General features: G+C 60.1%; 19 protein-coding genes and 1 pseudogene. 12 read left to right on the top strand and 8 right to left on the bottom strand.

Features of this window, described 5'->3' with window-relative positions; all coding sequences use genetic code 11:
• The first annotated feature begins 182 nt into the window (after window positions 1-182).
• The 3 genes from ccrA to IG617_RS13475 all read left to right on the top strand — a co-directional run bounded on the left by ccrA (window position 183) and on the right by IG617_RS13475 (window position 4,800).
• The gene (ccrA, locus tag IG617_RS13485; protein ID WP_192109743.1) at window positions 183-1,481 is read left to right on the top strand and encodes a crotonyl-CoA carboxylase/reductase; all 1,299 of its coding nucleotides are present in this window, start codon (window positions 183-185) and stop codon (window positions 1,479-1,481) included.
• A 204-nt stretch (window positions 1,482-1,685) separates the two neighbouring features.
• Window positions 1,686-4,274 (top strand): DUF3772 domain-containing protein, encoded by a 2,589-nt coding sequence (locus tag IG617_RS13480; protein WP_192109742.1) that lies wholly within the window; start codon window positions 1,686-1,688, stop codon window positions 4,272-4,274.
• Window positions 4,275-4,284: 10 nt separating this feature from the next.
• Window positions 4,285-4,800, top strand: coding sequence for a CAP domain-containing protein (locus tag IG617_RS13475; protein WP_192109741.1), 516 nt, complete (start codon window positions 4,285-4,287; stop codon window positions 4,798-4,800).
• A 21-nt stretch (window positions 4,801-4,821) separates the two neighbouring features.
• Here the strand turns inward: IG617_RS13475 and map are convergent.
• A pseudogene (gene map, locus IG617_RS13470) lies at window positions 4,822-5,570 on the bottom strand (type I methionyl aminopeptidase).
• A gap of 175 nt (window positions 5,571-5,745) precedes the next feature.
• Here map and IG617_RS13465 point away from each other — a divergent pair.
• On the top strand, window positions 5,746-6,243 hold the full coding sequence (locus IG617_RS13465) for a hypothetical protein (RefSeq protein WP_209008476.1): 498 nt from the start codon (window positions 5,746-5,748) through the stop codon (window positions 6,241-6,243).
• A gap of 29 nt (window positions 6,244-6,272) precedes the next feature.
• Here the strand turns inward: IG617_RS13465 and IG617_RS13460 are convergent, their stop codons facing one another.
• The 3 genes from IG617_RS13460 to IG617_RS13450 form a co-directional block, all read right to left on the bottom strand.
• A complete protein-coding gene (locus tag IG617_RS13460) occupies window positions 6,273-7,127 on the bottom strand; it encodes an ABC transporter substrate-binding protein (RefSeq protein ID WP_192109740.1) in 855 nt (284 codons plus the stop codon).
• A gap of 50 nt (window positions 7,128-7,177) precedes the next feature.
• On the bottom strand, window positions 7,178-7,864 hold the full coding sequence (locus IG617_RS13455) for an SH3 domain-containing protein (RefSeq protein WP_192109739.1): 687 nt from the start codon (window positions 7,862-7,864) through the stop codon (window positions 7,178-7,180).
• Between the two features lie 138 nt (window positions 7,865-8,002).
• Window positions 8,003-8,734 (bottom strand): glycoside hydrolase family 25 protein, encoded by a 732-nt coding sequence (locus IG617_RS13450; protein WP_338109975.1) that lies wholly within the window; start codon window positions 8,732-8,734, stop codon window positions 8,003-8,005.
• Between the two features lie 176 nt (window positions 8,735-8,910).
• Here IG617_RS13450 and IG617_RS13445 point away from each other — a divergent pair, with 176 nt between their 5' ends.
• Entirely contained in the window at window positions 8,911-10,080 is a 1,170-nt protein-coding gene (locus IG617_RS13445) for a cation:proton antiporter (RefSeq protein WP_192110195.1), read from the top strand.
• Between the two features lie 103 nt (window positions 10,081-10,183).
• Entirely contained in the window at window positions 10,184-10,993 is an 810-nt protein-coding gene (gene xth, locus IG617_RS13440) for an exodeoxyribonuclease III (protein WP_192109737.1), read from the top strand.
• 22 nt (window positions 10,994-11,015) lie between these two features.
• On the opposite strand, the gene IG617_RS13435 is transcribed toward xth, so the two are convergent.
• Window positions 11,016-11,990: an NADPH:quinone oxidoreductase family protein gene (locus tag IG617_RS13435; RefSeq protein WP_192109736.1), complete on the bottom strand. Its 975-nt coding sequence runs from the start codon at window positions 11,988-11,990 to the stop codon at window positions 11,016-11,018.
• Between the two features lie 180 nt (window positions 11,991-12,170).
• Here IG617_RS13435 and IG617_RS13430 point away from each other — a divergent pair, with 180 nt between their 5' ends.
• Window positions 12,171-12,722 carry an RNA methyltransferase gene (locus tag IG617_RS13430; protein WP_192109735.1) on the top strand — a complete coding sequence of 184 codons (552 nt, stop codon included), beginning with the start codon at window positions 12,171-12,173 and terminating at the stop codon, window positions 12,720-12,722.
• 12 nt (window positions 12,723-12,734) lie between these two features.
• Here the strand turns inward: IG617_RS13430 and IG617_RS13425 are convergent, their stop codons facing one another.
• Window positions 12,735-13,301, bottom strand: a complete 567-nt coding sequence (locus IG617_RS13425; protein WP_192109734.1) for a sigma-70 family RNA polymerase sigma factor — start codon at window positions 13,299-13,301, stop codon at window positions 12,735-12,737.
• A gap of 260 nt (window positions 13,302-13,561) precedes the next feature.
• Between IG617_RS13425 and IG617_RS13420 the strand changes: the two genes are divergently transcribed.
• The 3 genes from IG617_RS13420 (at window position 13,562) to IG617_RS13410 (ending at window position 16,050) form a co-directional block, all read left to right on the top strand.
• Window positions 13,562-14,068 (top strand): invasion associated locus B family protein, encoded by a 507-nt coding sequence (locus IG617_RS13420; RefSeq protein ID WP_192110194.1) that lies wholly within the window; start codon window positions 13,562-13,564, stop codon window positions 14,066-14,068.
• A 373-nt stretch (window positions 14,069-14,441) separates the two neighbouring features.
• Window positions 14,442-15,590 carry a dual-specificity RNA methyltransferase RlmN gene (rlmN, locus tag IG617_RS13415; protein WP_420826153.1) on the top strand — a complete coding sequence of 383 codons (1,149 nt, stop codon included), beginning with the start codon at window positions 14,442-14,444 and terminating at the stop codon, window positions 15,588-15,590.
• 25 nt (window positions 15,591-15,615) lie between these two features.
• Complete coding sequence (locus IG617_RS13410) at window positions 15,616-16,050, top strand: hypothetical protein (RefSeq protein ID WP_192109732.1); 435 nt, start codon at window positions 15,616-15,618, stop codon at window positions 16,048-16,050.
• Between the two features lie 63 nt (window positions 16,051-16,113).
• On the opposite strand, the gene IG617_RS13405 is transcribed toward IG617_RS13410, so the two are convergent.
• Window positions 16,114-16,944, bottom strand: coding sequence for an alpha/beta fold hydrolase (locus IG617_RS13405; RefSeq protein ID WP_209008524.1), 831 nt, complete (start codon window positions 16,942-16,944; stop codon window positions 16,114-16,116).
• A 218-nt stretch (window positions 16,945-17,162) separates the two neighbouring features.
• Between IG617_RS13405 and IG617_RS13400 the strand changes: the two genes are divergently transcribed.
• Complete coding sequence (locus IG617_RS13400) at window positions 17,163-18,191, top strand: GlxA family transcriptional regulator (protein WP_192109730.1); 1,029 nt, start codon at window positions 17,163-17,165, stop codon at window positions 18,189-18,191.
• 104 nt (window positions 18,192-18,295) lie between these two features.
• Here the strand turns inward: IG617_RS13400 and IG617_RS13395 are convergent, their stop codons facing one another.
• The gene (locus tag IG617_RS13395; RefSeq protein ID WP_192109729.1) at window positions 18,296-18,976 is read right to left on the bottom strand and encodes a type 1 glutamine amidotransferase domain-containing protein; all 681 of its coding nucleotides are present in this window, start codon (window positions 18,974-18,976) and stop codon (window positions 18,296-18,298) included.
• 274 nt (window positions 18,977-19,250) lie between these two features.
• On the opposite strand from IG617_RS13395, the gene IG617_RS13390 reads away from it, so the two are divergent.
• Complete coding sequence (locus IG617_RS13390) at window positions 19,251-19,736, top strand: hypothetical protein (protein WP_192109728.1); 486 nt, start codon at window positions 19,251-19,253, stop codon at window positions 19,734-19,736.
• Window positions 19,737-19,809: the final 73 nt, after the last annotated feature.

Below are 19,809 nucleotides of genomic sequence, written 5' to 3'. Positions count from 1 at the left end.
TGCAAAAAGCTCCTTGGCCCAAAACGCAAGTTAAGCAATAGTCGTATAGATATGATGCTCTTTTCGCATGATAGTTGCGCAAATGCGGTCTCGAGCCCGATTTTGCCTTTTGCGCTGCAGCGGCAGTGGGTTGGCGAAACATGGCGAAGATCAAGCGCGGGGCTGCCGCAAGGGAGGAAAACATGACAAGCGCGACAGCTGAGGCCAACGACAATCGAACGCCGGAGGCGGCACCGATGAAAGATCTTTACGAGCCGGGCGAGATCCCGCCGCTGGGCCATGTTCCCAAGAACATGTACGCCTGGGCGATCCGACGGGACCGTCACGGCCCGCCGGAAGAGGCCATGAAGCTGGAAGTGGTGCCGACATGGGAGCTGGACAGCCACGAAGTTCTGGTTCTCGTGATGGCCGCTGGCGTCAACTACAACGGCATCTGGGCCGGTCTCGGCGAGCCGATCAGCCCTTTTGACGTTCACAGGGCGGATTATCATGTCGCCGGTTCCGATGCGTCGGGCATCATCTGGGCCGTTGGCGACAAGGTGAAGCGCTGGAAAGTCGGCGACGAGGTTGTCATTCACTGTAACCAGGACGATGGCGACGATGAGGAGTGCAACGGCGGCGATCCGATGTATTCCCCGACCCAGCGTATCTGGGGCTATGAGACACATGACGGCTCCTTCGGCCAGTTCACCCGGGTGCAGGCGCAGCAGTTGATGCCGCGGCCACAGCATCTGACCTGGGAAGAAAGCGCCTGTTACACGCTGACGCTGGCAACGGCCTACCGCATGTTGTTCGGTCACCATCCGCATGAGCTGAAGCCGGGTCAGAATGTTCTTGTGTGGGGCGCATCCGGCGGGCTCGGCTCCTACGCGATCCAGCTGATCAACACGACAGGGGCCAATGCCATCGGCGTGATCTCCGACGAAGACAAGCGTGACTTCGTCATGGGCCTTGGCGCAAAGGGAGTGCTCAACCGCAAGGACTTCAACTGCTGGGGTCAGCTGCCGACGGTGAATTCGCCGGAGTACAACGAGTGGTTCAAGGAAGTTCGCAAGTTCGGCAAGGCGATCTGGGACATCACCGGCAAGGGCAACAACGTCGACATTGTCTTCGAGCATCCGGGCGAAGCGACGTTCCCGGTCTCGACCTTCGTCTGCAAGAAGGGCGGCATGGTCGTGATTTGCGCCGGAACCACAGGGTTCAACTGTACCTTTGACGTCCGCTACATGTGGATGCACCAGAAGCGGCTGCAGGGTTCGCATTTTGCCCATCTGAAGCAGGCGTCTTCGGCCAACAAGCTGATGATCGAGCGCCGCATCGACCCGTATATGTCTGAGGTGTTCCCGTGGGATCAGATCCCCAAGGCGCACACCAAGATGTGGAAGAACCAGCACGCGCCGGGCAACATGGCGGTGCTCGTCTGTGCGCCGACGACCGGGCTCCGGTCCTACGAAGATGTGCTCGAGGCAGCCAAGCGCTGATCCTCATTCAAGGCTCCCAGGAGCTCAAGTTTCTTGAGCGGCCTACCGATGACCAACCCGCCCCGGCGGGTTGGTCTTTTTTTTGACACGGAAGCTGACTAGCGCGTGTATCCTTCGTCGGAGTGTGACAGAACCGGCCTCATCTATCGCTTCTTATGCGGGGCGATCGTGTCGGGGACGCACAACAGGGACCGAGCTGCATCAATGGCACTGCTGCCCTTTTTCAGAATTGTCTGCCTTGTCGTTTTCACGGGTCTGGGCGTTGCTGCGGCCCCCGGGCAGGAAAACTACGGCGTTCTGGGCGAGAGTGGCGAAATTCTTCCCGGCGCAGAGAATTCGAAGGCGTCCGAACAGACGCCAGCCGAGGCTGATGCGCGCCGAATTAGCCCGCTGCAGACAAACCCTTCGACCATCCGGATCACGCCCAATGCGCTTTTGGATCTGGAAGAGCGCGATCGCGTTCAGGCTCGAATCGATGGCCTCTGGTCCCGGCTCAACACCATCGAGGCTGCCGTTGACCGCGGCGGCCTGAACGCGCCAACACTGCAGGGCCTGGAAAACCGGGTGAACGCCCTTCGAGATGCCGCCGATCAGCTCAGGGCGAGCATCAACACACCGCTGAGTTCGGTGGAGCGCAGCCTTCTTGACCTCGGGACGGCGGAGCAAGGTACCGTTGAGCCGGCGAGCCTGAGTGCCCAACGGGAGAAATATCAAGCGGCGCAGCAAGTCCTGTCCGGGCTGTCGCGGCAGGCGCGGATCGTCAGCGCGCAGGCGCAGGACCTTTCTAGCCGCATTGCGTTTCAACGCCGGGAAGTCCTGAGAGCCTCGCTGTTGCACCGGAACGACAGCATTTTATCACCGGATCTCTGGGCGCGCGCCATGACCGACCTGTCGACCGCGACCACGGCGCTCAAGGCTCAGTTTCAAAACTGGGTTGCGACGGTCGAGGCACAGCTTGGCGTTTTCGGCGTGCCGGCACTTATTGTCTACTTCTTTGCAAGCATTCCACTGATCTGGTGGTTGCGCCGCTGGCTCCTCGGCAAAGCGTCACGAGATCCGGACATTGAGAACCCTGACTGGGGGCTCAAGTCGCGTGCTGCCGTTTTGATCGTCATCTCTTCGGTGCTGGCTCCGTTGGCGATCGGAGTGACCTTCTTCTGGGTGGTTCAGCTGCTGGAGGTTTCCTCCGATCAGCTCAATGTTGCAATGATCGCGATCTTCGGCGGTATCTTGTTTGCAACCTTCACATTCGGCGTGTCGAGTGCGCTGCTCGCGCCGTTCCGGCCACAATGGCGGATCGCCGACATGAGTGATGAAGATGCCAACAGCGCCTATCGTTTTTCTCTTCTGGCGGCCGTGATCTATGCCGTCTTCGTGGCGTTCGTCATTGTCATAAAGGCTGTTCCCGAGTTCCGCAGTCTGAGCGCTGTTGTTGCCGGTGTTCTTTCCATCGGCGTCGCCGTTTGCACCTTCCAGATCCTGCGCAGCGTCAGCGAGGTTGAGCGGGAGGTCGAGAATGAGGACGTCATCAGCGTCGATGGGCTATGGTCCTGGGTGAAACCGGTGGTGTGGGTCGGAACGCTGGTGGCTTTCCTGGCGCCCTTTGCCGGCTTTTTCAGCCTTGGCGGGTTCGTGTCGACCCAGATCATCTGGACGATGCTCTCGCTTTTCACCTTGTCGCTTCTGCTTCGTTTCGTGGAAGACTGGTTTGCGCCCAATTTCGCCATCGACAAGTCGATCGGCAGCGTTTTGCACGACGCCCTTGGCCTTCGCGCCAGCACGCTGGAGCAAATTGGGGTCATTTTAAGCGGGATCGCCAAGCTGGGTCTTTTGCTGCTGGTGGCGGTCGGGCTTTTGCTGCCCTGGGGCTACACCACCGGTGATCTCCTCGGGTTTGCTGACCAGATCTTGTCAGGTCTCCAAATCGGCTCCGCCGCGATATCGCTCACGTCCGTCGTCGGCGCCATTTTGCTTTTCATCGGCATTGCCTTTTCGACAAAGGCCTCCCAGCGCTGGCTGGAGCGCAAGTATCTGCCGAAAACGCAGATGGACATCGGCCTGCAGACGTCGGTGACCACGGGCTTCGGCTATGTGGGCTATATCGTTGCCGGTCTGGTCGCCCTCGCATTTGCCGGCCTGAACCTGCAGAACATCGCGATTGTCGCCGGCGCGCTGTCCGTCGGCGTCGGCCTTGGCCTTCAGGGGATCGTGAACAACTTCGTGTCCGGCCTCGTCGTGCTGGCGGAACGGCCGGTCAAGGTCGGGGACTGGGTGATCATCGGCGCGGACCAGGGCTATGTGCGGCGGATCAACGTTCGGGCGACCGAAATCGAGACCTTCGACCGGTCCACGGTGATCATTCCGAACTCCAATCTGATCTCGGGTGTGGTCAAGAACTGGATGCACAACAATTCGACCGGCCGGATCACGGTGGCAGTTGGCGTGTCCTACGACAGCGACCCGGAACAGGTGCGCGAAATCCTTGCCGATTGCGCTGCAAGCCATCCGGGCGTGATGTCGTTTCCAGAGCCTCAGATCTATTTCATGGCCTTCGGCGACAGTTCGCTGAATTTCGAAATTCGATGCTATCTGCCGAATATCGAGCGTTCGCTACAGGTCGGTTCGGAGCTTCGATTTGCCGTGTTTCGGAAGCTGCGCGAAGCCGGGATTGAAATCCCGTTCCCGCAGCGCGATCTGCACATCCGGTCGGGGCTGCCCGCCGGCGGTTTTGACCGGGGCTCGAACAACGCCCTTCCTCCACAGACACCAGGCGACACGGTTGGTGACGCATAATGGGGACTTCATGAACAAGATCCGCTTGACGCCGCTTGTCGGCCTTTTGGCTGCGCTGCTGGTATCTGCCTGCGCGCCGAACAACGGTGAGGTGCCGGCCTTCTACAAGAGCATGGCGCGGCTGGACGCATCGGTCGACCAGGCTATCGCGGCGCAGATGATCTCCCAGTACAGGGTGAACAACGGTCTGCAGCCGCTGACAGTCGATCCGGCTCTCGGCGCGATTGCCTTGAGCCAGGCGCGGGCGATGGCCGCAGCCGGATCGGTCAGAACGTCCCTGGGCAAGGAGCAGAAACTGTCGGCGCGCATGGCATCGATCGGCGAGCCGGAGACCCATGCGGTTGAAAATGTCAGCGGCGGTTACCGGACACTGGCGGAGGCTTTTTCCGGATGGCGGGAATCGCCCAAGCACAACAAGGTCATGCTCGATCCGGCGGCCACACGTCTTGGCCTTGCCACTGCCTATTCCGCGCGGGCCAAGCACAAGGTGTTCTGGTCGCTCGTCATGGCCGGGCAAAAGCCTTGAGTTGACTTGCTCTTGGAACGGTCAACCCGGAAGCGTGATGACCTGAGGGCCGTTGCGTGTTGCGATGACCGTATGTTCGAACTGGACGGTTGGGGCCTGTGGCAGGCTGTAAAGGGTCCAGCCGTCTTTGCCTTCGTCTGCCCATTCGGCGCCTCGAGACAGGAAGGGTTCGATCGTGAAGACCAATCCTTCGTTCATCACCCGCCGTTCCGATTTGTTCGGCCATGTGGCAATTTCGGTCGGACATTCATGCAAGGATCGGCCGACACCGTGGCTGGCGAGGTTCTTGACCAGCGTGTACTTGTTTTTCTTTGCGAATTCCCCGACTGCCGCGCCAATCGAAGCTAGCGGCGCACCTGCTTTTACCTGACGGATGCCGGCCCACATTGCACGCCGGCCATCTCTGCACAGACGTTCGATGTGGGGTGCCACTGGAGGAACGGTGAAAGAGGCGCCTGTATCGGCGAAGAAGCCATTTTTTCCGCGGAGACATCAATATTGACGAGATCGCCGCTTTCAATTCTGCGGGGGCCGGGAATTCCATGAGCGATTTCCTCATTCACGCTGATGCAGGTCGCTCCGGGAAAATCGTAACATTTTTCCGGTGCTGATACGGCACCTGCCTCGGCGAGCACCCGCGCACCTATCCGGTCGAGTTCTTCTGTCGTGATGCCCGGTTCCAGTGCATGGCGCATGGTTTCAAGCGCATTGGCAACGATTTGCCCGATTTCTTTTAATGCGGTGAGTTCGTCTTCATTCGTGATGGTCATTGATCTCGGGTCTTTGAGAAAGAGGCAATTGGGTTGCGCGTTGTTCAAAGATATAAGGATATTGGAGGATGTGTCATCCTTACAGAAGCTTTCCGCCGGCATTGCAGACCAACCTTGCAATGCCCCAGATTCCCAACCATTCTCGCCGCAGAGTTGATACAGGGGGAATTTTGTAGTGCGATTGAATAGTCTTCTGCCGGTTTTGGGCGTTTTGATGCTTGCGTCCTCTGCAGCCGTGGTTCCGGCAAAGGAAGCAGAAGCCGCAGATCTGCATGCGGGCTACTATTATCCCGCTCCGCAGACACATGAGGTCTATGTTGCCAGCGTGCCGGTTGCCGATGACGCCGAAGAAACCTCACGGGCCGCTTTTGTGATCGGGCTTGCCGCCCAACAGCTCCAGCAAAATCATGCGCCGGGCTATCACCTCTTTGCCAAGGGCGAGAGGCTCGAGAAGATGATCATCGTCGCGACGGGGGATGGCCGTTACGATACGCTCTATCGCATGCGGGCGCTGCTGGCATCCCTGACCTCCATGGCCAGGGCGACGCCGCTGTTCACCCAATCGGCGGAGCCTTATGAGCTCAACTTCCTGGATTTCTGCAAGCTGCTTGGTTTCACCCAGGTGACCGTTAGCGACGGGCGGGCCATTGCGCACCAGATAAAGATACGCTGAGCCTGCACGTCGCAGAAGTTGGTCGAGGCTTATTCAGCCGCCGTAGGAGCGTCTTCTCGCTCCGGTGCAGGCGGCGCGTCATAGCCTTCAAGCCGGTCAAGCCAATCGAGACTCTGGAACCAATGGCTGCGCATGTCGCCAAGGGTGCCGTTGGCCGTGTTTTCCATCAGCCAGGCGTTCAGAAAGTTGACGAAACGCTCGCTGCCCGGGCGCACGGCCATGGCCTGCAGGGTTGACACCAGGGGTTCGGCTTCCGCGGCAAAGCGGTCAGGATCGCGCGACACGATGAACTCGGGATAGGGCGTGGGGACAATCACGCCTTGAACATCGCCGTCGAGAAAGGCGTCGCGCAGATCGCCGTTGTTGTCATAGCGCATGACTTCTGCCAGCTGAAACTCGCTCGATGCGGCATAGTCGGCGAGCGTGTCTCCGGCAACGCCGAGTTTCATGCCCTCGACATCGAAGCCGTTGTCTTCGGCGCCCTCCGGCAATGCGGTCTTGTCCACCACGACGCTGAAGTCCGTGCTGGAATAGGGGGCGGTGAAGAGCACTTCACGCGCGCGGTCCGCCGACACGGACATGCCTGAGATCACGACATCCAGCTGGCCGATGGTAAGGCCGCGCAGCAGCTGGTCGAAGGGCATCTCGACAAATTCCGGGGTGAGTTGAAGCGCGTCTGCCACGGACGTTGCGACGTCGATCTCGAAGCCCATGCGACCGCCGCTCTTGTCGTTAGCCAGCCAGGGAACGAAGTTTTCCTCGGCGATGCCGACGCGCAATGTGCCGCGGGAAAGGGCGTCCTGCATGGTGCCGGCGCTGGCTGGTGCATTCGAAACAGCAACGCCGATCAGTGCTGCGACGGCAAGTGATACAGGGAATTTCATGTCACAAATCCTTCCGGGTCTGGCCGGGAAACTTTAAGTCGGGCGGCTGGTCAGCGGCGGCGGCCACCGCTGGGCCGCGACGGACGTCCGCCACTTGGCCGTGACGGGCGCGCTCCGGGACGGGGACGATAGCTCGGCGGCCGCGCGCTGGGTGGTCTGGCGCTGGGCGGTCTTGCTCCCGGTGGCCGTGACCCGGGAGGTCTGGCGATCGGGTTGGATGGACGCGGCGGGCGAACACCCGGCGGCGGACGGTTTACAGGGGGGCGCGCGATCGGGGGTGTCGGCTTGGGCGGCCTGTATCCCGGTGGACGGTTTCCGGGAGGGCGGTTGCCCGGTGGCGGACGATAGCCCGGATCATAGGGCGGGCGCGGGCGGTAGATCGGATAGCTGTGCCAGATCAGCGGCAGGCCGATATAAACCCCTGACCGGTAGATCGGCTGGCCGTAATAGGTGCCGCTTCCTGCGTAGGCGAGATATTTGCCAGAGGCCCAGCCGCGCTGGCCGGCATAGTCGATATCACACCAGCCGTAGCCTTCCGTGCAATTGAACACGGTGACAATTCGGCCGTTGGGAATGGACCCGATGATCTCATAGTTGGTGCCCGGTCCGGCGCGGAAATTCAGATTGGTCGTGGCGCTCGCCTGATAGGAGGACTGAGCCGACGCGGCAGAGCAGATCGTTAGGAAAAACAGAGCCAAGGGGGCGGCAAGACGAAACCCTTTGCCAAATCCAAGCATCAAAACCTCCACGCGATAACTGATGTGGAGTATGGCACAGGTTGATGACATCGCAATGATCGATGTCATTCCCCGCTGGTGTTGGGGCCCGGCTGGCGTTCGGACCCGGGCCCGGCTTTGCTGCCGGGTATCGTCTCTCTAGCGCTCCAGCTCGCCCTTCAGCCATTTCCGGAACTGGGACTTGCTGCCGTAAAAGACATTCCGGTCGACGTTGCCGTCGATGCCCGGCACGTCGCCTTCGGCGGTGTACTGCCAGAAGTACCAGTCGTCGCGGTCCGTGTAGATGTGGTTCGGGTAGCTCGCCACCGAGCGCAGCCAGAATTGTTCGTCCTTGAATGCGCCGACCATACGGTCGCGGTGGAAGTCGACAGAAGAATAGATGACGGGCCGCTTGCCGTAGTGCTTTTCGACCTCGTCCAGGAAGTACTTCATGTCGCGGACGATTTCCGACCGTGGCGGGCGGATGCGGCAGGTCTTGGAATGGGCGTTCCACTCCATGTCGAGCACCAGCGGCAGGGCCGTCGGGTCTTTCGGCACGTTTTTAAACACCCAGTCCACCTGCTCGTGCACCGGGCGGCAGAAATAATAGAAGTGATAGGCCCCGCGGGGGACGCCCGCAGCCTTTGCACCGTACCAGTTGTCGAGGAAGCGCTCATCGGAATGGTCGCCGCCTTCCGTCGCCTTGATCCAGGCAAAGGCAACGCCGCCCCGCCGGGCTGCTGCCCAGTCGATGTCGCCCTGATACTTGGAAATATCAATGCCATGGACCGCATAGTCCTCGGGCGTGGGGTCCGGAAAATCGTAGCCGGAGCACGATGTCAGAAGGACGGCGCCAAGGATTGCGCAAAAATGACGGGTCAGATCGAGCACGAGAGATCTCGCTTGGTTAAGGGTGTGCGAACAATTCGGCTCAAAATGGCGCATTATTCCTAACGAAACATGGAGATCTCGAAACTGTGATCTGGTGTGGATGACGTTGGGAAAAGTTGAGTTCAGTTGCGCTGCGTCAAGGACTGGCGCCGGCTTGTCATGACCCAATTGCCGCCATGGATCATGCGCTCACATTCATTGGCCTTGGACTGCTTTTGCTGGTTGGAATGGCCGCCGACGAAATCGGCCATCGCACCCGCCTGCCGCGAGTTACCTTGCTCATTCTGTGTGGCGTCGCAGCGGGACCGTCCGGGTTCGATCTCTTTCCCGAAACCTTCTCTGCCCTTTATGAGCTGATGTCGGTCCTTGCGCTCAGCATGGTTGCCTTCCTTCTGGGCGGTAAGCTGACCAGGTTCAATCTGCAGAACAGCGGCAAGTCGATTGCCATTGTCTCCGTTGCGGTTGTTCTTGTGACAGGTCTGATTGTCGGTGCCGGACTGACCCTCATCGGGCTTGCCCTGGCGCCGGCCCTGGTTCTGGCCGCCATGGCGACGGCCACCGATCCGGCCGCCACCCAGGATGTCATGCGCCAGAGTGGCTCGAGGGGACACTTCACCAATGTGGTCACGGGCATCGTGGCGCTGGATGATGCATGGGGGCTGATTGTTTTTGCCTTCTGCCTGGTCTGGGCGCAAAGCGTCGAGGGGTTGGGCGCCGATGGGCACCTGCTGGCAGCGACAAGGGAAATCGTCGGTGCGGTGGCGATCGGCGTAGCGGTTGGCCTGCCGGCGGCCTTCCTGACGGGCCGGTTGCGGCCGGGCGATCCAACCCTTTCCGAAGCGCTGGGCGTGGTCTTTCTGGTCGCGGGGCTGGCGATCTGGTTCGAGGTCTCGTTTCTCTTGGCGGGAATGACCTGCGGTGTGGTGATCGCCAATTTCGCCAAGCATCATTCGCGCGCTTTCCACGAGATTGAACACGTGGAATGGCCGTTCATGACGCTGTTCTTCCTGCTGGCTGGCGGGATGCTTGACGTCGGCAGTTTGAGCGAGCTCGGCCTTCTGGGGTTCGGCTATGTTGCTTTGCGTCTTGTCGGACGGTTCATTGGTGGTTGGATTGGGGGTGCCTTCACTTCCTTGAAGAAGCCCGAAAGAGCCTGGATGGGGATGGCGCTGGTTCCGCAGGCCGGTGTTGCGCTCGGCATGGCGCTTGTGGGCGTCGAGGTGCTGCCGCATTGGCGGGATCAGATCCTCACCATTGCAATCGGTTCAACGGTTGTCTTCGAGCTGATCGGTCCGCCCATGACCCAATTTGCGCTGACGCGGGTCGGAGATGTGAAACGCTCCTGACTTGGGTGTAGTCAGAGCAGAGCGCATGAAATTTGGTCTGGTCGAGGGCCGGCAAAGCCCTTAAGACAGGTCATCTTCCCGTGCCGATTCTTCAAGGGTTCCGATGACCGATCGTCTGACAATTGCCACCTGGAACATCAACTCCGTGCGGCTGCGCATGCCGATTGTCGAGAAATTCCTCGAAGAAGTGCAGCCGGACGTGCTGTGCCTCCAGGAAACCAAATGTCCAGACGCCAACTTTCCCTTCGCTCCGCTGCGCAAGGCTGGCTATGAGCACATCGAGATCAACGGCCAGAAGGGCTATCACGGGGTTGCGACCGTCTCCCGGCTGCCACTTGCCAATGTGGAGAAGCGGGAATTCTGCCAGATGGGCGACAGCCGCCATGTGGCGGTTGATGTTCCGTTCAATGGCGGCGCAATGCGGGTGCATAATTTTTATGTGCCTGCGGGCGGTGATGAACCGAACCGGGAGATCAATCCGAAGTTCGGGCACAAGTTGGACTTCTTTGCCGAGATGAAGGGCTGGCTGCAGGGCGCCGAAACGGCAAAGCCAGCGGTTCTTGTGGGCGATCTGAACGTCGCGCCCTATGAGCACGATGTCTGGTCGCACAAGAAGCTGCTGAAGGTCGTCAGCCACACGCCGGTCGAAGTCGATCTCTTTGAAGATGTGCGCGAAAGCGGCGGCTGGATCGACGCCATGCGCCGTTTCACCCCGATGGAAGAGAAGATCTACACCTGGTGGAGCTATCGCGCCAAGGACTGGTCCGCCGCCGACAAGGGCCGCCGACTAGACCATGTCTGGGTGTCGAAAAGCCTGGATGACCACATCAAGGGCACCCGCGTCCTGCGGGATGCACGCGGCTGGGAAAAGCCCTCCGACCACGCACCGGTGATCGCAGAGTTTTCCATCTGATCTGTTATCTGAAGCGCGGGCCCTAAGGCGTCAGGATGATCTTGCCCTGAACCTTGCGTTCCGCAATTTCGGTGAGGGCTGTGGCGATCTCCTCAAGCGGATAGACCGCGTGAACATGCGGCTTCAAGGTGCCGTCCGCGACCCAATCAAGAAGTTGCGCCATATTTTCGCGGTGGCCTTCCGGATCGCGGACGACCGCTTCGCCCCAGAAAACACCCTGAACGTCGCAGCCCTTAAGCATGACGAGGTTGAGCGGGATTTTCGGAATGTCGCCCGCCGCAAAGCCAACCACAAGATACCGGCCTTCCCAGGCCGTGGCGCGAAGCGCCTGCTCGGACAGGCCTCCGCCAACCGGATCATAGACAACATCGACCCCCTCGCCGTTGGTCATGGTCTTGAGGGTTTCCTTCAAGGGGAGCTTTGAGTAGTCGAGGGTCTCTTGCGCGCCAAGGCGTCTGGCGAACGCAAGTTTTTCTTCCGACGAGGCGCAGGCGATGACCTGAGCGCCCATCAAAAGAGCGATTTCGACGGCCGCCTGGCCGACACCGCCCGAGGCCCCCAGGACCGCGACCGTCTCGCCGCTGGTCAGTTTTGCCCGGTCACGGAACGCATGAAGGGTGGTGCCATAGGTGACGGTCAGCCCGGCGGCATCCTCAAAGGAAATGCCGTCCGGCAGTCTGACCAGATCGTCTTCCGTTGCGATCACCAGTTCGCGGGCTGCGCCCCAGCGGATGTAGCCCATGACGCGGTCGCCAGCGGCAAACTCGCTCACGCCCTCGCCAATCGCCTCGACGACACCGGCGAACTCGGCGCCGGGAGAGAACGGCATCTCCGGCTTGTATTGATATTTGCCCTGAATGATCAGCGTATCGAAGAAGTTCAGGGCGCATGCCTTGACCCGCACAAGCACCTCGCCTTCGGCGGGCTTGGGGTCGGGCAGATTTTCGATGACGAGGTCGGATGCTTGTCCGGGGGCTTTGCAGAGGCAGGCTTTCAAGGAGGTCTCCCGAACAATGTATGCTTTAAATGGGAGGCTTTGGTAACACGGGTTTACGAACGGGGAAATGGGCCATGAGGCGAAATTGCAACCGGTCTTGAGCTTGAAGTTGCATGTCCTTGGCGGTTAGAAACGCCAAACGTTCGGCCGGGACAGGCCGGTTGAAAAAGGACAAGAAAAATGCGCGGTTATTTTGCCGTCGGCGCCGAGGGGCTGTCCAAGAGGATGAACCTTGGAAACCTGATGCGCTCTGCTCATGCCTTTGGCGCCAACTTCTTCTTCACCGTCGATGCGGAGAAGAACCTGCGCAAAGCGCCGCCGTCCGACACGTCAAAGAGTCCGGGCCACCTGCCGCTGTTTTCCTGGGACAGTGTCGAGACGATGGATCTGCCGCGCGGGTGTCAGGTCGTCGGGATTGAGTTGACAGATGATGCGGTGGATCTGCCGAGTTTCGGACATCCCCTGCAGGCAGCCTATGTGCTCGGTCCGGAACGCGGATCCCTGTCGACGGCGATGCTTGAGCGCTGCGATCACGTGGTGAAGATCCCGACCAAGTTTTGCATCAATGTGGCCATGGCTGGAGCCATCGTTCTTTATGACCGTCATCGTGCGCTCGGCCGCTATGCGGATCGCTCGCTGACGGCCGGCGGCCCGAGCGTTGAGGTTCCCAAACATGTCTCGGGCGGACCGATCAGCCGGACGGGGCGCGTGGTCCCCGGTCAAGACAAGTAGAGCCGGCGGAAGCTAGTCCACGTCGACCGCGTCATCGGCCTCGATGGCCTGGCGCAGACGGGCGAAGGCGAGGCGGATGCGGGATTTGACGGTCCCGAGCGGCAAGCCGGTCTCGTCTGAGATCTCGCTGTGGGACAGGCCGGTGAAAAACGCCAGCTTGATCACCTCTGCCTGCTCGTCCGGCAGGGCGGCGAGAGCGATCCGCACCCTTTGATCGCGCAGGCGTGCGTCCATTTCGACAGCGACATCGGGCACGCTTGCCGGCTGGAGTGCAGGCTCTTCCGGGTTGAGTTCGGCAGTCTTCCTGCGGCGCAGCCGGTCGATGCGCCGGTTGCGGGCAATGCGATAGAGCCAGGTGCTGGCGGAGGATTTGGCCGGATCGAAGAGATCGGCCTTGCGCCACAGGGTGACCATCACTTCCTGGGCAATTTCCTCAGCTGCCCCGCCGTCGGCGCCCTGCTGCATCAGATACCCTTTCAGCCTGGGCGCGAAATGATCGAACAATTCCGCAAATGCGGTTTTGTCCCTTTCATTCGCCACCTTGACGATCAGGTCCGAATAGTACTTGAGCTGCTCCACCGAACAGGAACTCCTTGTTTCCAACCTTCTTATCAGGTTCGACGGATTTCGGAAGTGCCCACGCCACACTCTCGCCTGATTTATCCCGCCAGCGTGCGGCCGAGGAAAGGGGCCTTAAAAACATGGAGCAGAAAAGCTCTTTTTTGAGCCTAAACCCTTTCGTAACCAGCTTTAAGTTATCATTAAAGCAAGGTTTATATGTCACTTGGCATTTGATTAGAATGCGACGGACATTCACAAGCATAGACGGTGTGAAGATGATGCAAGCAAAAACGCTGGTTATGGCCTTTCTCGGCCTTGTTCTTTCGAGTGCAGCGGCTTTCGCACAGACTCCAACGTTGCTGAAGCAGCACAAGGACTGGGCAGCCTATTCCCATGCGAGCGGCAGCGGAAAGGTCTGTTATGCGTTGACCAAGCCAACGCAGATGTTGCCCGGCGACAGGAACCACGGAGATGTTTTCTTCTTCGTGTCCTCGCGGCCGAGTGAAGGCGTCAGCGCCGAGCCGAGCCTGTTGGTCGGCTATCCGCTGAAGGATGGCTCCACGGTCACGGTCGATGTCGACGGCAAGATTTTCAACCTGTTCACCAAGAACGATGGTGCATGGGTCGAGAACGCGGCAACGGAAGCTCAACTGGTTGCGGCCATGAAGGCTGGGCGGCAGATGTCGATCAACGGCGAATCCAGCCGCGGGACCAAGACGTCCTACAAGTTCTCTCTGTCGGGCGTAACCGCTGCGATCGATACGGCAGGCAGCGCCTGTCGCTAAGTCCCGGCCGGTGTCTCGTAAGGGGCACTGAGGGCATTGCGTTTGAAAGGGCCGGCGTTTCGCCGGTCTTTTTGCATCTGTGCAAGGCACACATGCGCGGGCGAAACTTGATTTTTCGCCGTTTGTATGGTTTTGACACCACTTGATCAAAGCGCCGGCCCGAGCCGGACTTTCCAGACAAGGCCAATTGCCGAGAGGTTGATCCGATAAGGATCACGTGCGCGGCCATTTCTGGCCAAGAGACGCGACAGTCCGCAGCGGCTCCGAGCCCTCGGATGGAAATACAACGGACCAGACCATGGCAACGACGCTCGACATTGCGCGGGACAATCCGAATGCGCAGACGATTACGCCTTTGAGGCCTGTGGAGGTCATGGGCGAGGACAAGCCGACGCTTGTCGGCTTGAATCGTGAAGAGCTCGCCGAGGCCATGGCAAGCATCGGCATTGCGGAAAAGCAGCGCCGGATGCGCGCGTCCCAGCTGTGGCACTGGCTCTATGTGCGCGGCGTGTCGGACTTCTCCCTGATGACCAACATCGCCAAGGACCTGCGGGCGAAGCTGGCGGAGACCTTCTCCATCGCGCGTCCCGAGATGGTCGATGAGCAGATCTCGGTCGACGGTACGCGCAAATGGCTGTTCCGGTTTCCGCCGCGCGGCGCCGGCCGTCCGGTTGAGGTCGAAACCGTCTACATTCCCGAAGAAGGCCGCGGCACGCTCTGCATTTCCTCGCAGGTTGGCTGCACGCTGACCTGCACCTTCTGCCATACGGGCACGCAGAAGCTGGTTCGCAACCTGACATCGGAAGAGATCCTGTCCCAGATCCTGATGGCACGCGACCGTCTGGGCGATTTCCCCGATGCGACCACGCCTCAGGGCGCAGCTGTTCCCTCCGAGGGCCGGCTGGTGTCCAACATCGTCATGATGGGCATGGGCGAGCCGCTCTATAACTTCGAGAACGTCAAAAAGGCGCTTCTGATCGCTTCCGATGGCGACGGTCTGTCGCTGTCCAAGCGCCGCATTACCCTGTCGACCTCAGGCGTGGTGCCGGAAATCTTCCGCACTGGCGACGAGATCGGCTGCATGCTGGCGATTTCGCTGCATGCCGTGCGCGATGAAGACCGCGACATTCTGGTGCCGATCAACAAGAAGTGGAACATCGAGGCGCTTCTGGATGCCTGCCGGAATTACCCAGGCCTGTCGAACGCCAAGCGCATCACCTTTGAATATGTGATGCTCAAGGACATCAACGACAGCAATCAGGACGCGCTGGAACTGGTGCATCTGCTGAAGGGCATTCCGGCCAAGATCAATCTGATCCCGTTCAACCCCTGGCCGGGGTCGCAATACGGCTGTTCCGATTGGGAGCGGATCGAGGAGTTTGCGGACATCGTCAATCGGGCAGGTTATGCCTCGCCGATCAGGACGCCACGCGGCCGTGACATTTTCGCCGCCTGCGGTCAGCTGAAATCCGCTTCCGAGCGCATGCGCAAGAAAGACCGCGAAGCACTTGCAGCCGGATAGGTCGCGACCCGAAATGCGATGGGGTTTGACTGCCAACATCACGTTGGCGGCTATCGGCTACGTTGGTGCCGTCTTTGTATCTACGAACGTCTGCGCTGTGATCATGACGGTCCAGGAAGCGTTGGCACCGTCGACCGGCTCAGCCCCTCCAGAATTTTTTTACTACCCCGTCATTCTACTAGCGGTGGGCATGCCCCTTACCGGAGCGACTGCCTGGCCTGGATTTGTTTTGACGCTCCTGGTCGGCGCGCGGCATGGGATTGACCACCCCGCCTATTTCCTCGTGGCGGGAATTGCCACCGCCATTTTCGCGGTCGCTTTATGCGGCCTGCTTGGCGCGGAGCGTGAGATTATGGCAAATCTGTTGTTTCAGAACTTTTTCGTCTATGCCGGCGGTGCGGCTGGCGGGCTCGTATATGGGCTGTACGCGAGAAAGCTGAGTGTCTTCCTTCCTCGCTGACGAATTCCAGCTGATCGCATCGGGCTGCGGCTCAGGGCTTGTTCAAACCCTGCGCCAGCTGGTTCAGCTTTGGATGAAGGCAAGCAGGTCCGCATTGACACGATCGGGATGGGTCGCAAAGAACCCGTGTGACAGGCCCGGGTAGGTCTTCAACCTTCCATTCTTCAGCAGCTTGACGGCCTTGTGAGCGGAATTGGTGATCGGGACAACCTGATCGTCTTCGCCGTGCAGGACCAGTACCGGTACGTCGATGGCTTTCAGATCTTCGGTCTGATCGGTCTCCGAGAAGACTTCAATGCTCCGGTAGTGTGCCAATGCGCTGCCCATCATGCCCTGGCGCCACCAGTTCTGGATCAGGCCCTGACTGACTTCGGTGCCTGGCCGGTTGAAGCCGTAGAAGGGGCCAGAGGGAACATCCAGAAAGAACTGCGTGCGGTTGGCAGCAAGTCCGGCCCTGAGGCCGTCAAAGACCTCCTGCGGCACACCGTCCGGATTGGCAGAGGTCTTCAGCATCAGCGGCGGAATTGCGCCCAGGAGCGCTGCCTTGGCGACACGGCCAGGTTCTGCCCGGGCCACATAACGCGCCGCTTCGCCGCCACCGGTGGAATGACCGATGTGGATGGCGTTCCTGAGGTCGAGTTCACGAACAAGGTCTGCAACGTCGGCCGCAAACGTATCCATGTTGTGACCCTGATCGGTCTGCTCCGAGCGGCCATGGCCACGTCGGTCATGTGCGATCACGCGATAGCCCTTGGACAGGAAGAACAGCATCTGGTTGTCCCAGTCATCGCTGCTCAATGGCCAGCCGTGGTGAAAAACAATCGGCTGAGCGTTCTTCGGGCCCCAGTCCTTGTAGAAGATGCTGGTCCCGTCCGTTGTCTTGAAAGTTGCCATTTTAAAGTCTCCTTTGAGGTTTGATTGCGCTTGCGCGGTAGTGAGGCCCGGCAGGGTCGCCACGGCCAGCATTGCGGTGCCGGTCTGGAGCAGTTGACGCCGGTTCGGGGTCTGCCCGTTCAAATTCGTCATGGTCTTTGTCCTCTTGCCTTTGGTCTCTGCCGTGTTTCGACATGGACAGAGGTAGATCGTGCGCGATATAATTATGATTGGCGAAAATGACATCTTTCGAGGCAGAAGTGACAAAGCAGCAAAAAGGGTGCGTGGCCGAGGTTGCGTTGCTGATCTATCCGGAGTGTCAGCTGGCGGCGATCTACGGCCTGACGGATCTCTTCGGCATTGCGAGCCAATGGATCGGTGAGGAGCCGAAGCCCTGGATCCGCGTGACGCACTGGCAGATCCCGGATGGGGCGGGTGGGCGTCGAGGCGCGCCACACTGCGTCTGGGACAGTCATCCGGGCGAAGAACACCGGTTGGACTACGTCATTCTGCCGCCAAGTGTGGCGATGCCCGAGAAAATGCGCCCGATGCCCGAAGCTGCAGACTGGCTAAAGGTCCAGCATGGGTCGGGGACGCGGGTGTGCTCCGTTTGCGCGGGCGCATTTGTGTTGGCGGAAAGCGGCTTGATCGACGGGCGGCGGGTGACGACCCACTGGGCCTTTGCCGAGCAGCTCTCGGCACGCTTTCCGAAGATCGATGTGGCCGAAGAGCACATGGTCCTGGATGACGGCGACATCATCACCGCAGGCGGCATTCTCGCCTGGACAGACCTGGGGCTGACGCTTGTCGACCGGCTGATGGGCCCAAGCGCGATGCTGGCAACAGCGCGGTTTCTGCTGATCGATCCGCCGCGGCAATTGCAACGCCCGTTCAGCCAGTTCCTGCCGAAGTTCGACCATGGCGATGAGCCGATCCTGCGGGTCCAGCGCCATGTCCATGCCCGGATGGCAGAGCCGCATAGTCTTGAGGAACTTGCCGGAATTGCGGGCCTGGGCACGCGCACCTTCCTGCGCCGGTTTTCCAAGTCCACCGGGCTCAAACCGACCGAGTATGTTCAAAATGCGAGGGTGGCCAAGGCGCGCGAGATCCTGGAACTCACCGGCAGAACGGTTGAACAGATCACCTGGGAGGTTGGCTACACGGACCCGGCGGCTTTCCGAAAGGTGTTTCAGAAACTGACGGGGCTTACCCCAAACACCTATCGCCAGCGTTTCGGCGTCGGCCAGAACCGGACAGACCTGAGCTGAGGCCTTCGCTTTCCGGCCGAGCAACTTGGTCCGGTGCTGCAGAAAACAAAGAAACGGGCCCTGTGAAGGACCCGCCATTTGTCACTCAAACAGAACTGTCGAAGCTATTTGGCAGTGAGCTGCGCCATGACGGCCTTGGCAACGCCCGCGGAGGATGCCGGGTTCTGGCCGGTGGTCAGGTGGCCGTCGATGACCACGTGGCTGCCCCAGTCTTCACCCTTTTCATAAATCCCGCCACGCTCCTTGAGCATGTCCTCGACCAGGAACGGCACAATGTCGGTCAGGCCGACGGCGGCTTCCTCTGAGTTGGTGAAGCCCGTCACTTTCCGGCCCTCGACGAGCGGCTTGCCATCGACCGTCACGTCGCGCAGGGCGCCGGGCGCATGGCAGACCAGAGACACGGGCTTGTTCGCCTTGTAAAAGGCTTCGATCAGGGCTGCCGATGTCTTGTTGTTGGCGAGGTCCCAGAGAGGGCCATGGCCGCCTGGATAGAAAACGGCGTCGTAGTCTTCGTGAGACACGCTGTCGAGGGTCACGGTCGAGGCAAGGTCAGCCTTTGCGTCGGCGTCGTCCTTGAAGCGGCGGGTCGCGTCCGTCTCCGAGTTGGGATCGTCGCTGCGCGGATCCAGCGGTGGTTGTCCGCCCTTGGGAGACGCGAGGGTCACATCAGCGCCCGCATCGCGGAAAATATAGTAGGGAGCCGCGAATTCCTCGAGCCAGAAGCCGGTCTTCTCGCCGGTGTCGCCGAGTTTGTCGTGGGATGTCAGGACGAAGAGAATTTTCATTTCAGATCCTTTGGGTCACGTGCACGTTGTTTTTTCGGCCGCCGTCTTGCCGCCGATGTCGTTGTTTGAGTTGTCGTGAAAACGCGGAGCTGCGGCGTTCGTTCCGCCGGGATTTGCCCGCGGCTTTGTTTTTCGATCGCATTTGCGTGATCAAGGCGCGCTTGCAGCTTACGGTCATGTGATATGCGCGGAGCAGGTTTCAAACCCATATCGGTTTGTGCCGGAGGATTTTCTCCCTGTTGTTCTGCCGAACAGAACCTAAGGAACCCATTTCATGAGCATATCGACCACAAGCCCGTCCAGTTCCCTGTTTCCGCCATTGACCCTCGCGACGCTTTTAACGGCCGTCTTGGCCGGGTTTGCTGCCGACGTGACCTGGGAATTCTGGGCGCGCGTTCTGACGCCCTTTTGGGTCGGCGGCCCGCTTCAGCCCGCCGCACTGGTGCAGTCTGTCTTTGGTTTTCAGAACTGGCCCCTGGCCGAGGCGATTCATGCTTTCGTCGGCATCGTGGCCTATCCGCTCGGGTATCTGTTCGTCGCTCGTCCCATCGCCCGCGTTGTCACGCCGTTCCTGCCGTGGTGGGTGGTTGGTATCGGCTTCGGCACCGGCCTTTGGGTCTTCGCGCTCTATGTGATGGCTCACATTTTTGCAGGCTTGCCCCCTTTCCTCGGCTTCGGTCAACTGGCCTGGGCGTCTCTGGTGGGTCACGTTCTCTTCGGCATCGTCGCTGCCGGGGTTGTTCGCTGGCGCGGTGTATAAGCGCTGAGCCTGATCCGTTTTCGCAGACAAAAAGGCCGGGCACGTCGCCCGGCCTTTCCTGTTTTGGGAGCGT

The organism is Roseibium polysiphoniae, from assembly GCF_014842925.1.
In the GTDB taxonomy this organism is placed as follows: domain Bacteria; phylum Pseudomonadota; class Alphaproteobacteria; order Rhizobiales; family Stappiaceae; genus Roseibium; species Roseibium polysiphoniae.
The sequence above is the reverse complement of the archived record's forward strand: the minus strand, read 5'-3'. Positions and strand labels throughout refer to the sequence as shown.

Coding starts and splice junctions, on each gene's coding strand:
- ccrA (WP_192109743.1), top strand. CDS start 183: ATGACAAGCGCGACAGCTGAGGCCAACGACAATCGAACGCCGGAGGCG.
- IG617_RS13480 (WP_192109742.1), top strand. CDS start 1,686: ATGGCACTGCTGCCCTTTTTCAGAATTGTCTGCCTTGTCGTTTTCACG.
- IG617_RS13475 (WP_192109741.1), top strand. CDS start 4,285: ATGAACAAGATCCGCTTGACGCCGCTTGTCGGCCTTTTGGCTGCGCTG.
- IG617_RS13460 (WP_192109740.1), bottom strand. CDS start 7,127: ATGAAATTCCCTGTATCACTTGCCGTCGCAGCACTGATCGGCGTTGCT.
- IG617_RS13455 (WP_192109739.1), bottom strand. CDS start 7,864: ATGCTTGGATTTGGCAAAGGGTTTCGTCTTGCCGCCCCCTTGGCTCTG.
- IG617_RS13445 (WP_192110195.1), top strand. CDS start 8,911: ATGGATCATGCGCTCACATTCATTGGCCTTGGACTGCTTTTGCTGGTT.
- xth (WP_192109737.1), top strand. CDS start 10,184: ATGACCGATCGTCTGACAATTGCCACCTGGAACATCAACTCCGTGCGG.
- IG617_RS13430 (WP_192109735.1), top strand. CDS start 12,171: ATGCGCGGTTATTTTGCCGTCGGCGCCGAGGGGCTGTCCAAGAGGATG.
- IG617_RS13420 (WP_192110194.1), top strand. CDS start 13,562: ATGCAAGCAAAAACGCTGGTTATGGCCTTTCTCGGCCTTGTTCTTTCG.
- rlmN (WP_420826153.1), top strand. CDS start 14,442: ATGGGCGAGGACAAGCCGACGCTTGTCGGCTTGAATCGTGAAGAGCTC.
- IG617_RS13405 (WP_209008524.1), bottom strand. CDS start 16,944: ATGGCAACTTTCAAGACAACGGACGGGACCAGCATCTTCTACAAGGAC.
- IG617_RS13400 (WP_192109730.1), top strand. CDS start 17,163: ATGACATCTTTCGAGGCAGAAGTGACAAAGCAGCAAAAAGGGTGCGTG.
- IG617_RS13395 (WP_192109729.1), bottom strand. CDS start 18,976: ATGAAAATTCTCTTCGTCCTGACATCCCACGACAAACTCGGCGACACC.
- IG617_RS13390 (WP_192109728.1), top strand. CDS start 19,251: ATGAGCATATCGACCACAAGCCCGTCCAGTTCCCTGTTTCCGCCATTG.